Raw genomic sequence first — 12183 nt, 5'->3', positions numbered from 1 at the left:
ATTTTGTTCACCCGCGTCGGTTACCGTGCATCTCCAGCCGAGCGCGGAAACCACTGCATGCCCTTGCACGACACCCTGACTTTCCTGCGCGCCTGGCTGCGCGACCCGCGCGGCATCGGCGCGGTGACGCCGTCCGGCGCCGCGCTGGCACGGCTGATGACCAGCCGCGTCGGCGCGCTGGATGGCCCGGTGATCGAACTGGGGCCGGGCACCGGCGCGCTGACCCGTGCCCTGCTGGCGCGTGGCGTGCCGCTGCACCGGCTGGCTCTGGTCGAGGCCGATCCGCACCTCGCCGACACGCTGGGCCGGCGCTACCCGGAAGCGACCATCCTGCACATGGACGCGGCCCGGCTCGGCGACACCGAGCCGTTGTTCGGCGACGAACGCGCCTGCGCCGTGGTCAGCGGCTTGCCGCTGCTGTCGATGCCGTCAAGCCAGGTCGCCGCGATCATGCGTGGTGTGTTCGAACGCCAGCTGCGCAGCGGCGGCATGTTCTACCAGTTCACCTACGGCCCGCGCTGCCCGCTGCCGCCAGCCCTGCTCGCGCGGCTGGGCCTGCAGGCCCACCGGCTCGGCAGCGCCCTGCTCAACCTGCCGCCCGCGGCGGTGTATTGCATCAGCCGGCGGGCCCAGAGCCAGGTCGCAGCCTGATCCGCCGCAGGGCGTGCCCCGGCGACCGCGCGTGAACGGGATCTGAAAGCCGGCGGCCATCACCACATAACCTTTGCATCCCTGCGGCTATCACTGGGCGCGGTGCCTCGACGCGTCCACCCGACGCGCGGGCCAACCGCCGCAGGAGTGACGGATGCAACGCAGCCGAAAAGTACTCAGCTGGGTCGCGGGCACGCTGCTGGTGCTGTTCGCGATGCTGCTGGTCGCCGTCGCCACGTTCGACTGGAACCGCATGAAGCCGTTCATCGGCGACAAGGTCAGCCAGGCGATCGGACGACCGTTCGCGATCAACGGCGCGCTGACCGTGGACTGGCGGCGCGACCGCCTCGCCGGCTGGCCCGGTTCGTGGCTGCCGTGGCCCGAGTTCACCGCGCGCGATATCCGCATCGCCAATCCGGACTGGGCCGCGCAACCGCAGTTCGCCCACCTCGACGCGCTGCGTTTCCGGCTGTCGTTGCCGGCGTTGCTTGCGCACCGCATCGAGGTGCCCACGCTGCAACTGGTGCGCCCCACGGTCGACCTGGAGCGCGACAAGTCTGGCCGCGCCAGCTGGGATTTCGCGCTGCCGCAAAGCACCGCGCCCTCCGCCTGGAAACTGCAGCTGGGTACGATCGGCTTCGACCAGGGGCTGATCACGCTCGACGATGCCGCCAACCGGGTGAAGCTGCAGCTGGTGGTGGAGCCGCTGCAGCAAGCCATTCCCTACGAGCAGATCGTGGCGCAGCAATCCAGCGCTGCGCGCGAGCAGGCCGGCAAGACAGCCGGCGCGGCGGCGACCAAGGCCATGGCCGGCAGCGAGGCCACGCCGGAGCGGGTCGGCCAGGCGACCGCATCGACCGTCTACCAGTTCGGCTGGACCGCCGAAGGCAGCTACCAGGGCAGCCCGCTCAAGGGAAAGGGCCGCACCGGCGCCGTGCTGGCACTGCAGGACAAGAGCATGCCGCTCCCGCTGCAGGCCGACTTGCGCATCGGCGACAGCCACATAGCGCTGGTCGGCACGCTGACCGATCCGCTGCACCTGGGCGCGCTCGACGTGCGCCTGTGGTTCTCCGGCTCAAGCATGGCCAGGCTCTACCCGATCACCGGCATCACCCTGCCCGACACGCCGCCCTACGCCACCGAGGGCCATCTCAAGGCCGAGCTGCACCGCCACGGCAGCCGCTACGACTACCAGGGCTTCCGCGGCCGCGTCGGAGGCAGCGACCTGGCCGGCAACCTGCTGTTCGTCACCGGCGGTGCGCGGCCGAAGCTGAGCGGCGACCTGCACTCCAAACTGCTGCAGTTCGCCGACCTGGCCCCGCTGATCGGCGCCGATTCCCGTGCCGGCAAGGAACGGCGCGGCGACGCCACGCCGCAGCCCGCCGACAAGCTGCTGCCGGTGGAACCGTTCCGCACCGACCGCTGGCAGGCGATGGACGCGGACGTGACTTTCACCGGCGCACGCATCGTGCGCGGCGCAGCGCTGCCGATCGACTCGCTCAGCACGCATCTGGTCATGAACAACGGCGCGCTGTACCTCGACCCATTGAGCTTCAGCCTGGCCGGCGGCACGGTGCACAGCAACCTCACCCTCGACGGCAGCCGCACGCCGATGCGCGGCGTGATGAAACTCGACGCGCGCCACCTCAAGCTCAAGCAGCTGTTCCCGACCTTCGAGCCGATGCGCACCAGCTTCGGCGAGATCAACGGCGATGCCGCGCTCGATGCGCAGGGCAACTCGGTCGCCGCCCTGCTCGGCAGCGCGAACGGCGAACTGAAGCTGCTGATGAACGACGGTGCGATCAGCAAGACCCTGCTGGAAACCGCTGGCCTCAACGTGGCCAACATCGTCATCGGCAAGCTGTTCGGCGACAAGACGGTGCCGATCAACTGCGCCGCCACCGACATGGCCGCGACCAACGGCCTGTTCGACATGCGCCTGTTCGTGTTCGACACCGGCGACGCGGTGATCAACGTGACCGGTACGGTGAACTTCGCCGACGAGAAACTCGACCTCGACGTGAAGCCGCACACCAAGGGGTTCCGCGTGTTCTCGCTGCGCTCGCCGCTGTACGTCCGCGGCACGCTGAAGGATCCGGACGTCGGCGTGCACGCCGGCCCGCTGCTGGCGCGCGGCGCCGGCGCCGTCGCGCTGGGCGTCGTTGCCGCCCCGGCCGCCGCCCTGCTCGCCCTGGTCGCGCCCAGCCACGACGACGAGAGCGACAACACCTGCCGCACCGTGCTGCAGCAGCTGCGCAGCTCCGGCAACGTGATGCGCGCCGGCAAGACGGCGGCAAAGAAGTAGGCTCTTTGCACCGCACCGAACGCAACAGCCCGGCCGTGCCTCGTCAACGCTCCTGCATTCGTCCGCGACGGGTGAACCGACGCCATAGCCAGAGCCACAGCAGCGCCAGCGGGAAGGCCAGTATCAGGAACGGCAGACCATAGCCCAGCAGCCGCAAGGCATCCGTCATGCCCTCAGTGGTTTCGTCGAGCAGGCCGGAAAAGCCATTGCCGATACGCCCACTGCGCGAGTACGCACTGGTGTCGCCGAAGTGCAGTTCGAGCCGGTTGGTATCCAGCCGGCGTTGCTGGTTGGCGGCCACTGACTGCAGCGAGTGCAGTTGGCTCTCCACCGAAGCCTGCTCGTGGCTGAGCGCAATCAGGTCGGCAATGGCAATGTCCTTGCGCGCAGCCAGTTCCGCCAGGTGTTGCGCGTGCTTCTCGAGCAGTTCGCGCTGACGCTGGTTGTCGTTGACGGCATCGGCGAGATCCTCCGCCGTGGTTTGCCGAAAGCCGACCGTGCCGCCTTGCGCAGCCAGCCTCGCCATCGGCTCCACACCTTCCGGAACGATCCGCACGGCGAGTTCGGCGTCATGTTTGGCCTGCTCGATGCGCAATACATTGCAGGCACCGAAGCGGGCCGTCTCGCAAGCCTGCCGGGTCGCCGCCAGGCGGCCGGCGATCTCGGCCCCGGGCAACCTGATCCGCAGCAGGTGCTCATAGGCCAGCATCGCACCCGCCTTCGATTTTTCCCCACTGATCGGTGCAGGCGAGACCTCCTGCTTCTTCGAGCAGCCGACGAGAACCTGCAATACCCCCAACACGATCAGTGCCATCCAGGCAGAGCGGCAACGAGACATGCGATTCCCCCGGCGCAAGGCAAGTCGGGGCAATCTGCCACAGCCGCAGGCAAACTCATACTCCAGCGTGGCAACAGGCCCGGCCAGACCACCCCCTGCACTCCCCTTGCGGGAATCCGCCCGCCCCGATGCGGACGCTAGAATGTCGCGCCACCCTTCCCTGCGAATACCCCATGCAACCCGTCAACCAGGCCCGCCTGCAGATCCACTTCTGCGTCCTGCTGTGGGGCTTCACCGCGATCCTCGGCAAGCTGATCACGCTGCCTGCGCTGCCGCTGGTGTGGTGGCGCATGTTGCTGGTGGTGGTGGCGCTGCTGCTGATGCCGCGGGTCTGGCGCGGCTTGCGTGCGATGCCGGCGCGGCTGGTCTGGGCCTATGCCGGCATCGGCGTGCTGGTATCGCTGCACTGGCTCACCTTCTACGCGGCGATCAAGCTGTCGAACGCCTCGGTCGGTGCTACCTGCATCGCGCTGGGCCCGGTGTTCCTGGCCTTCATCGAACCGTGGATCGCGAAACGCCGCTTCGATCCGCGCGAGCTGCTGATCGGCGTGGCGGTGGTGCCGGGTGTGGTGATGGTGGTGGGCGGTGTGCCGCACGACATGCGTCTGGGCATCGCGGTAGGCGTGCTGTCGGCGCTGTTCGTAGCGTTCTTCGGCTCGCTCAACAAGCGCCTGGTCGAGCACGGCGACCCGCTCACGGTGACCTGCATCGAGCTGGGCACCGGCACCGTCTTCCTCACCCTGCTCGCGCCGTTCATTCCGCACGCCGGCCCTGCATTCATGCTGCCGGGCGCGCACGATGCGCTGCTGCTGCTGGCGCTGGCGTTCGGCTGCACCTTGCTGCCGTTCACGCTGGCACTGGTGGCGCTGCGCCACATGAGCGCGTTCGGCACGCAGATGGTGACCAACCTGGAGCCGGTCTACGCGATCGTGCTGGCGATCGTGCTGCTGGGCGAGCAGCATGAACTGGACCGCTGGTTCTATGCCGGCGTGGCGGTGATCCTGGCCGCGGTATTCATGCACCCGCTGCTGAACCGGCGAGCACGCCCACCAAAGCAACCCGAACTGCTCGGCACCGCCGAAAGCCACGGCATGGTCGACTGACCCATCGTCGCCAACCCTTTCGAAGGACACACCCCGACCGGGCGGCGACCGCACCGGGAAACGGCTTGCCGGACCAGGGCGCCGAATGCATCGGGATGCATCGCCAACGCTATAGACGCCGGACCTGCGCCTATCCGCAGCAGGACTTCTGCTGCTGCACGGGCGGGCACGGCACGCTGCCCCAGGAACAGAACACGCAGCAGTCGCCGGGCTTCGGCTGCAGCAGTTCGCCGCAGCCGGGGCAGTCGTAGAAGAACTGGCAGGCGTCAGTCGGCATGGTCTCGGTGACCTGGTGGCCGCAATGCGGGCAGGTCAGCGTGCTGCGCAGAATGGGTTCGGTCGTCATGGTCATTCAGCGTACCAGGCGGAACCGACCTGGCTCACGCTGCGGGACCATGGGTCGCATACACCCGGGTCGAGCCGTCGCGACCGATCAGCACCACATCGTAGCGTTCGTGTGCACCCATCTCCATGCCGGGCGAGCCCATCGGCATGCCGGGCGCGGCCAGGCCGCGCGCATCCGGCCGCTCGGCGAGCAGGCGGTGGATGTCCTCTGCCGGCACGTGGCCCTCGATCACGTAGCCGTCGATCACGGCGGTATGGCAGGACATCGCGCCGGACGGTACACCGAAGCGCGCCTTCACCGCCGTCATCGGCTGATCCTGGTGCACGGTGACGGCGTAGCCCTGCGCGCGCATGTAGCTGACCCACGCGCTGCAACAGCCACAGGATGGATCGCGATATACGTCGAACGCATTCGCCGCCAGCACCGCCGGCGCGAACAGCGCGGCGAACAGCACGGTGCCGCCCCAGCGGGCGAGCCATCGTTTCATCGTCGTGCTCCTGGTACGGGTGGTTGCCGCCGGCGTCATGGCTGATGCTCCGCCGCGTCGGGATGGTGGTCGGCGTCGCCGTGCATGTCCATGTCTTCATCCGGCGGCGCCTTCGCCACGATGTCCTTGTATTGCGCCGGCGACAGATCCGGCAGCTTCTGCAGGAACGCCACCATGCTCCAGATGGTGGCGTCGTCGTGGCTGGCGCCCCACGCCGGCATCGCGCTCATCTTGATGCCGTGCTTGATCACCCAGAACGCCTCGCGCGGGTCGGGGCGGAACTTCGACAGTTGCGGCGGCTTCGGGTACAGACCCGGGCGCATTTCGTTCTCGGCCATGCCCGGCGCCAGGTGGCAGCCGGTGCACATCGCTGCGTACTGGCCGGCGCCCTTCAGGATCAGCTGCGGGTCGTCGAGCTTCGGCACCACGATGCCCTGCGCGTGATGCTCGATCGAGCGCTCGCGCAGCGCCTGCATCAGCGCATAGACGGGCCTCGTGTGATGGGCGTCGGCCCCGATGTTGTAGACGCCGGACACGATGAAGACGCCGACACCGGCGATGACGACGACGCAGAGAACCACGAGAGTGATGATGAATCGCTTCATGGGATTTCCTCAGAACCAGATGCGCAGGCCGGCGACCCATTGCTGGTCGAAAACCGCCTGATGCTCCTCTCGGGCGAAGTCCGCGGTGGCACCGAAGCGGCGTATCCAGACTACGCCAATATACGGTGCGAATTCACGCCGGATCTCATAGCGCAGCCGCAGTCCCAGTTTCGCATCCGAGACGCCGCTGCCGATGCCGCGCGCCGGGTCGGGCTCGCCGTACAGGTTGACCTCCAGTTCCGGCTGCAGGATCAGGCGCTGGGTGAACAGCAGTTCGTAGTCGGCGCGTAGTCGTGCCGCGGTGCGTCCGGAAGGCCCGACATAGGCGGTGGCCTGGATCTCGAACCAGTACGGCGCCAGGCCCTGCACGCCGAACGCGGCCCAGCCGCGCCGCGGGCCAGCGCCGAAATCGTGGCGCACGCCCAGCTGCGCGCCCCAGAACGCGGCGACGGCGTGGTTCCAGAGCGCCTCGATCTCGCCATCCTCGAGCCGGCCGCCGCTGCGCTCGCCCTCGCTGCGCAGCCACAGCTTGTCCGCGTCGTTGCCGTACCAGCCTTCGGCCTCCCATGACTGGCCGTTGCCGTCGCGGCCATGGAACGCTTCCAGCTGATCGACCAGCAGCATGCCCAGCTCGCCGCTGTCGTGCATGCCGGTGCCATGCGTGGAGATGTGGCCCAGCCCATCGGAGTAATCCGGGCTGCGTGCATCGGGTGGCGGGCTGCCACCCTGCATCGGCGCCATCGTCATGCCCGGCATCGAAGCCTGGCCCGACATGGCGTGGTGGTCAATGCCGGACATCGTTCCGTGATGCATCGGGTGCGCATCTTCCGAAGCCGGAGCCGGTTTCGCCGCGGACTTCTCTGGCGTCACGGCGATGCCGGCCGGCGCCGGCGACGTAGCCGCCGGCGCCGGCATGGTCATGCCGCCATGATCCATGCCGTACATGGCATCCGGAACGCTCTGTGCCGTCGCCGGCAGCGAAAACGCCGACAGGCAGGCGGCGAGCAAGGCCAGGCGTGCAGCAGCGATGCAATGGAGCGCCCTCATGACACCACCACCTCGCGGAACATGCCCGCCTCCATGTGGAAAAGCATGTGGCAGTGGTAGGCCCACCGCCCCGGATTGTCGGCGGATACCGCGTAGCTGATGCGCTGCGCCGGCTGCACGTTGATGGTGTGCTTGCGCACCTGGAACTGCCCGTCGGGATTCTCCAGCTCGCTCCACATGCCGTGCAGGTGGATCGGGTGGTTCATCATGGTGTCGTTGACCAGCACGATGCGCAGTCGCTCGCCGGTGTTGAAATGGATGGGCTTGGCGTCGGAAAACTTCACGCCGTCGAACGACCACATGAAGCGCTCCATGTTGCCGGTCAGGTGCAGTTCGATCTCGCGGCCGGGTTCGCGTGCGTCGATCGGGCCGCCGATGGTGTGCAGGTCGGCATAGGTCAGCACGCGGCGGCCGTTGTCGCGCAAGCCGAGGCCCGGGTCGTCGAGGTTGCTGCGCGGCATGTCCACGCGCATGTCGGTGCCCGGGCCGTATTCGGTGCGGGCGTGGTGCACCATCGGCACGACGTCCGGCGCCACTCCCTTACGATCCATGCCAGGCATCGCGGCGGCGTCGCCATGATGACCATGACCGCCCATCGTCATCGCGCCCATCATGTCGCGCATCGCCAGGTGCCGGCGCGGGTCCATCGCCGGCACATCGGCCCGCATGCCCGGGCGCGGCGCCAGTGTGCCGCAGGCATAGCCGCTGCGATCGATCGACTGCGCGAACAGCGTGTAGGCGCGTTCGTCCTGCGGCTCGACGATCACGTCATAGACTTCAGCGATCGAAATGCGGAACTCGTCGACCACGACCGGCTCGACATCCTGGCCGTCGGCGGCGATCACGGTCATTTTCAGGCCGGGGATGCGCACGTCGAAGATGCTCATCGCCGAGCCGTTGATGAAGCGCAGGCGGATCTTCTCGCCGGGACGGAACACGCCGGTCCAGTTGCCGGCCGGCGCCGTGCCGTTCATCAGGTAGGTATAGGTATAGCCCGAGACATCGGCGAGGTCGGCCGGGCTCATCCGCGTCTCGTTCCACATCTTGCGCTGCGCCAGCGCCTGGCGCAGGCCCTTTTCGCCGACGTCGCGGAAGAAGTCCGCCGCCGTGGGCTGCGCGAAATTGTAGTAATCGCTCTGCTTTTTCAGCTTCGCGTAGATGTGCGCGGGGTTCTCGTCGGTCCAGTCGTTCAGCATCACCACGTAGTCGCGATCGACCGGATGCCGCTCGGGGCCGGCAGGCTCGATCACCAGCGGGCCGTACACGCCGGTCTGTTCCTGGTAACCCGAATGCGCGTGGTACCAATACGTGCCCGACTGGCGCACGTCGAACCGGTAGACAAAGGTTTCGCCGGGCGCGATGCCGTCGAAGCTGAGGCCGGGTACCCCGTCCATCCCGCTCGGCAGGATGATGCCGTGCCAGTGGATCGAGGTGGTCGTGCGCAGCCGGTTGGTCACGCGCAGGGTCACCGTGGTGCCCTCTTTCCAGCGCAGCAGGGGGCCGGGAATGCCGCCGTTGATGGTGGTCGCCAGCCTCGTCTTGCCGGTGTAGTTGACCGGCGTTTCGACGATGTCCAGCGCAAAGTCGGTGCCGCCAAGTGCGGTGGGCTGTCCCGGACTGGTCAGCGCCCAGGCGCTCGCAGGCCGCAGCAGGCCAAGGCCGGCTGCCGCACCGCCCAGGGCCAGACCCTGCACGAAACGTCGCCGCGACAGGTCGGTCGCGGGCAACGGAGGAAATGGATGCACGTTTGTCTCCTTCTGGGAGCATCGGTGTTCGATGCCGACACGGACCGCCGTTCAGGCACGCCGTCGGGCGGGCATGAAGGCGCTATCGCAGCGAGCGGGAATCAGCCGACAGGAGGCCGCAGCGGCACCGCATGCACGATGCCGGGCGCGGGCGCGAAGGATGGAGAAAGGCGCAGAGGTTCCGGCGCCACCGGAACCAGCCCGGCCATGGCGACCGCCGGCAGGATGCTGCCGCACATCGCCGCACAATGGGCCGGCCCCATCGACCGGTGCCGGTCATGCGCCTGGTCACCACAGCAATCGGTCGGGGCCGGCATGGCGTGCTGGCCGTGATCGGCAACGTGGGCGATGGATGACGCGGGCGTACCCTGAAGCACATCACCCATCGTCCCGCGCGGCATGCCGTGCACCGGCGCCAGGGCGAGGAGCAGCCACGCCAACCATGCCATCGCCCGGAAGGACGGCAAGCGTGCGGCATGGCGCAGGGGGCGGCTCATCGGCACAGCATAAGATCCATGCCGTCGAGCCTCAACTCTGGACGCGGGTCCATTGCCTCGTGACCCGCGGCAGCCGCGGTTCGTCAGTTACCCGACGAACTACTTGGTATAGCCCATGTGCAGCGTGATCTTGTCGCCAGCCTTCAGGTTGGCCACCGAAGCCGGCGGGAAGTGCAGGCGCAGCGACATGCCTTCCGAGTCCACCTCGACCATGCCGGTCTTGGTGTCGACCGAACTCACCGTGGCCGGCATCATGTGCATGCTGCCGTTCCTGTCGTGCTGCATCATCTTGTGGTGCATCCCGCCCATGTGTCCCATGCTGCTCGACCCCGATGCCGGCGCCATGCCTCCAGTGTCCTGGGCGCTGACCGTGCCGAATGCCAGGCAAAGGCCGAAAGCGGCCGTCGAAACGATGATTCTTGGCGAGAACGTCATGATGATTCTCCGCGCAGGTAGGCGGTCGGGGCCATACGCCCGGCCGGTTGCAATGCTGCAACAGGCGCAGCCTGCACCGGCCAATGTGCAGGAAAGGTTACGTCGCGCCCCGGGGAGCTTGGCGCCAGCCCCTCTATACTTGTCCACCCCGCCCGCCGTGACCGCCATGAATTACCGCCACGCCTATCACGCCGGCAATTTCGCCGATGTCCTGAAGCACACCGTGCTGCTGGCGCTCATCGAGGCGATGCAGGCCAAGCCCACGCCGTTCTGCTACATCGACACCCACGCCGGCAGCGGCAGCTACTCGCTGGAAGGCTTCGAGGCAAAGAAGACCGGCGAGCACCGGGACGGCATCGCGCGCCTGCACCCCGCCGAAAAAGTGCCGCCACTGCTGCAGCGCTGGCGCGCCGGCATCCTCAAGGGCGAAGGCAACGAGCAGGGCCTGAAGCATTACCCGGGCTCGCCGCTGCAGGTCGCCCGCCTGCTGCGCCCGGGCGACAGCGCCCAGTTGTGCGAACTGCATGTCGAGGAAGCGACAAAGCTGCGTGAGCTGTTCCACGGCAATCCGCAGGTGCACGTGCACCAGCGCGACGGCTACGAGGCGCTGAAGGCGCTGCTGCCGCCGAAGGAGAAGCGCGGCCTTGTGCTGATCGACCCGCCGTACGAGGCACAGGAGGCCGAGTACAAGCTGATCGAGCAGGCGCTGAAGTCGGCCCTGCTGCGCTGGCCCACCGGCGTCTATGCGGTGTGGTACCCGATCAAGCTGCGCAGCCAGGTGCAGCCGTTCCTGCGCAAGCTGCAGCACAGCGGGGTGAAGCGCATCCTGCGCGCCGAACTGCTGGTGCACCCGGACGATTCGCCGCTGCGCCTCAACGGTTCGGGCATGGTCATACTCAACGCGCCGTGGAAGCTGGACGACACCTTGCGCGAACCGCTGCGCGTACTGGCCAGCCTGCTGTCGCAGGAACGCCCGGCCGAGGTGAAACTGGACTGGCTGCTGGACGAAGCCGGCAGCCAGCTGAACACGCCCAGCCCCCTGCCCGCCTCGCGGCTACCGCGAACGCCGGGGCGCCGCTAAGCTCGGCGCATCCAGGCTTTATCCAGGAGCACGACCATGCGCACCCGCCTCGCCTTCCTGCCGATCCGCCTCGCCGCGCCGGCTGCCCTGCTGATGCTGGCCGCCTGCGCCCCGGCACCGATCTACAAGGCCAGCAGCGCCGCGGTCACCGCCGCGCCGTTCCAGGTCGCGCAATCGCCGGAGAAGTTCAGCAACAGCCAGGTGATCTGGGGCGGCCGCATCGTGCAGGTCAAGGTGCTCGCCGACCACAGCGAGATCGAGTTGCTGGCCTATCCGCTGGATGCCTCGCAGCGTCCGAAGGCGAACGACAGCGGCAGCGGCCGCTTCATCGCGGTGATGCCCGGCTACGTGGAACCGCTGGACTACCCCTCCGGCGCGCTGATGACGGTCGACGGCAAGCTCGGCGGCAGCCGCGCCGGCAAGGTCGGCGAGGCCGACTACGTGTTCCCGCTGGTCAGCGTGGCGCAATCGCACGTGTGGACCACCGAGGAGATGAACAAGGGGCGGAACAACGTGCATTTCGGCGTGGGCTTGGGCGTCGGCATCCGCTGACGGTCGGTTGGCCATGGCCGAGCAGCAGGGCCTAGGCAGGTTAACTACCAGCAGTGGCCGCTTTCGACCTGCGGATTCAGCCGTTCGGCCGGCGCGGCGCCGTCAGTTATGTCGAGGCTGAAAACCGTGTGCGCCAGGTGATCCAGCCGACAACGAGCGTCAGTGTGGCGACGACAATCGGCGCTACCCCGTGCCCGTATTCGCCGTGGAGTGTGACGGTCGCGAGCGCCGCCAGCATTATGGTGCAGCCGATCGCGGAGCCTAATAACCGGGTTCGTTCCCTCGCCAGCAGAACGGCGGCTGTGAGCTCCAGCGAGCCGGTCACGAAATGGAACCAGCTTGGATACCCCCATTTCAGGTATTCCTCGTAGATAGCGCCAGGAGCAAAGATGTTGCTGAGCGCCCCCACGACGAAGAAAGCGGCAAGAGCCAGGGCTGAGACATGACGCCAGGAAATTTTGGACATTTGTCCGACCTTGTCTGATGGATAT

At 67.7% G+C, this 12183-nt stretch carries 13 protein-coding genes and 1 pseudogene; 5 read left to right on the top strand and 9 right to left on the bottom strand.

Annotation, left to right across the window (positions count from 1 at the left end):
* The first annotated feature begins 57 nt into the window (after positions 1–57).
* On the top strand, positions 58–651 hold the full coding sequence (locus tag DEO45_RS07555) for a class I SAM-dependent methyltransferase (protein ID WP_114342093.1): 594 nt from the start codon (positions 58–60) through the stop codon (positions 649–651).
* 154 nt (positions 652–805) lie between these two features.
* Positions 806–2956, top strand: a complete 2151-nt coding sequence (locus DEO45_RS07550) for an AsmA family protein (RefSeq protein WP_114342090.1) — start codon at positions 806–808, stop codon at positions 2954–2956.
* A gap of 43 nt (positions 2957–2999) precedes the next feature.
* Here the strand turns inward: DEO45_RS07550 and DEO45_RS07545 are convergent, their stop codons facing one another.
* Positions 3000–3770 carry a DUF4349 domain-containing protein gene (locus DEO45_RS07545; RefSeq protein WP_114342088.1) on the bottom strand — a complete coding sequence of 257 codons (771 nt, stop codon included), beginning with the start codon at positions 3768–3770 and terminating at the stop codon, positions 3000–3002.
* Between the two features lie 197 nt (positions 3771–3967).
* Between DEO45_RS07545 and DEO45_RS07540 the strand changes: the two genes are divergently transcribed.
* Entirely contained in the window at positions 3968–4897 is a 930-nt protein-coding gene (locus DEO45_RS07540) for a DMT family transporter (RefSeq protein WP_114342086.1), read from the top strand.
* A gap of 130 nt (positions 4898–5027) precedes the next feature.
* Here DEO45_RS07540 and DEO45_RS07535 read toward each other — a convergent pair whose 3' ends face one another.
* From DEO45_RS07535 to DEO45_RS16690, 7 genes and pseudogenes are all read right to left on the bottom strand, one after another.
* Positions 5028–5243 (bottom strand): GDCCVxC domain-containing (seleno)protein, encoded by a 216-nt coding sequence (locus tag DEO45_RS07535; RefSeq protein WP_114342886.1) that lies wholly within the window; start codon positions 5241–5243, stop codon positions 5028–5030.
* Between the two features lie 34 nt (positions 5244–5277).
* Positions 5278–5730, bottom strand: coding sequence for a DUF411 domain-containing protein (locus DEO45_RS07530; RefSeq protein ID WP_114342083.1), 453 nt, complete (start codon positions 5728–5730; stop codon positions 5278–5280).
* A gap of 50 nt (positions 5731–5780) precedes the next feature.
* Positions 5781–6335: pseudogene (locus tag DEO45_RS07525) on the bottom strand (c-type cytochrome); the annotation flags it as partial.
* 9 nt (positions 6336–6344) lie between these two features.
* Entirely contained in the window at positions 6345–7382 is a 1038-nt protein-coding gene (locus tag DEO45_RS07520; RefSeq protein ID WP_189339696.1) for a copper resistance protein B, read from the bottom strand.
* Entirely contained in the window at positions 7379–9127 is a 1749-nt protein-coding gene (locus tag DEO45_RS07515) for a copper resistance system multicopper oxidase (RefSeq protein ID WP_114342078.1), read from the bottom strand. Before DEO45_RS07515 ends, DEO45_RS07520 begins: the two co-directional genes overlap by 4 nt.
* A gap of 101 nt (positions 9128–9228) precedes the next feature.
* Positions 9229–9624: a hypothetical protein gene (locus DEO45_RS07510; protein ID WP_223250821.1), complete on the bottom strand. Its 396-nt coding sequence runs from the start codon at positions 9622–9624 to the stop codon at positions 9229–9231.
* Between the two features lie 99 nt (positions 9625–9723).
* Positions 9724–9933: a hypothetical protein gene (locus tag DEO45_RS16690; RefSeq protein ID WP_223250820.1), complete on the bottom strand. Its 210-nt coding sequence runs from the start codon at positions 9931–9933 to the stop codon at positions 9724–9726.
* A gap of 292 nt (positions 9934–10225) precedes the next feature.
* Between DEO45_RS16690 and DEO45_RS07500 the strand changes: the two genes are divergently transcribed.
* A complete protein-coding gene (locus DEO45_RS07500) occupies positions 10226–11140 on the top strand; it encodes a 23S rRNA (adenine(2030)-N(6))-methyltransferase RlmJ (protein WP_114342072.1) in 915 nt (304 codons plus the stop codon).
* 36 nt (positions 11141–11176) lie between these two features.
* Positions 11177–11692 (top strand): Slp family lipoprotein, encoded by a 516-nt coding sequence (locus DEO45_RS07495; RefSeq protein WP_114342070.1) that lies wholly within the window; start codon positions 11177–11179, stop codon positions 11690–11692.
* Between the two features lie 106 nt (positions 11693–11798).
* Here DEO45_RS07495 and DEO45_RS07490 read toward each other — a convergent pair whose 3' ends face one another.
* Entirely contained in the window at positions 11799–12158 is a 360-nt protein-coding gene (locus DEO45_RS07490) for a DoxX family protein (protein WP_114342068.1), read from the bottom strand.
* Positions 12159–12183: the final 25 nt, after the last annotated feature.

Source organism: Rhodanobacter denitrificans (assembly GCF_003335105.1).
GTDB lineage: Bacteria > Pseudomonadota > Gammaproteobacteria > Xanthomonadales > Rhodanobacteraceae > Rhodanobacter > Rhodanobacter denitrificans_A.
This window is presented reverse-complemented; position numbering and strand designations above follow the sequence as displayed.

What these genes read in the sequence shown, in the direction of transcription:
- DEO45_RS07555 (WP_114342093.1), top strand. Translation starts at nt 58, where the DNA reads ATGCCCTTGCACGACACCCTGACTTTCCTGCGCGCCTGGCTGCGCGAC.
- DEO45_RS07550 (WP_114342090.1), top strand. Translation starts at nt 806, where the DNA reads ATGCAACGCAGCCGAAAAGTACTCAGCTGGGTCGCGGGCACGCTGCTG.
- DEO45_RS07545 (WP_114342088.1), bottom strand. Translation starts at nt 3,770, where the DNA reads ATGGCACTGATCGTGTTGGGGGTATTGCAGGTTCTCGTCGGCTGCTCG.
- DEO45_RS07540 (WP_114342086.1), top strand. Translation starts at nt 3,968, where the DNA reads ATGCAACCCGTCAACCAGGCCCGCCTGCAGATCCACTTCTGCGTCCTG.
- DEO45_RS07535 (WP_114342886.1), bottom strand. Translation starts at nt 5,243, where the DNA reads ATGACGACCGAACCCATTCTGCGCAGCACGCTGACCTGCCCGCATTGC.
- DEO45_RS07530 (WP_114342083.1), bottom strand. Translation starts at nt 5,730, where the DNA reads ATGAAACGATGGCTCGCCCGCTGGGGCGGCACCGTGCTGTTCGCCGCG.
- DEO45_RS07520 (WP_189339696.1), bottom strand. Translation starts at nt 7,382, where the DNA reads ATGAGGGCGCTCCATTGCATCGCTGCTGCACGCCTGGCCTTGCTCGCC.
- DEO45_RS07510 (WP_223250821.1), bottom strand. Translation starts at nt 9,624, where the DNA reads ATGAGCCGCCCCCTGCGCCATGCCGCACGCTTGCCGTCCTTCCGGGCG.
- DEO45_RS16690 (WP_223250820.1), bottom strand. Translation starts at nt 9,933, where the DNA reads ATGGGCGGGATGCACCACAAGATGATGCAGCACGACAGGAACGGCAGC.
- DEO45_RS07500 (WP_114342072.1), top strand. Translation starts at nt 10,226, where the DNA reads ATGAATTACCGCCACGCCTATCACGCCGGCAATTTCGCCGATGTCCTG.
- DEO45_RS07495 (WP_114342070.1), top strand. Translation starts at nt 11,177, where the DNA reads ATGCGCACCCGCCTCGCCTTCCTGCCGATCCGCCTCGCCGCGCCGGCT.
- DEO45_RS07490 (WP_114342068.1), bottom strand. Translation starts at nt 12,158, where the DNA reads ATGTCCAAAATTTCCTGGCGTCATGTCTCAGCCCTGGCTCTTGCCGCT.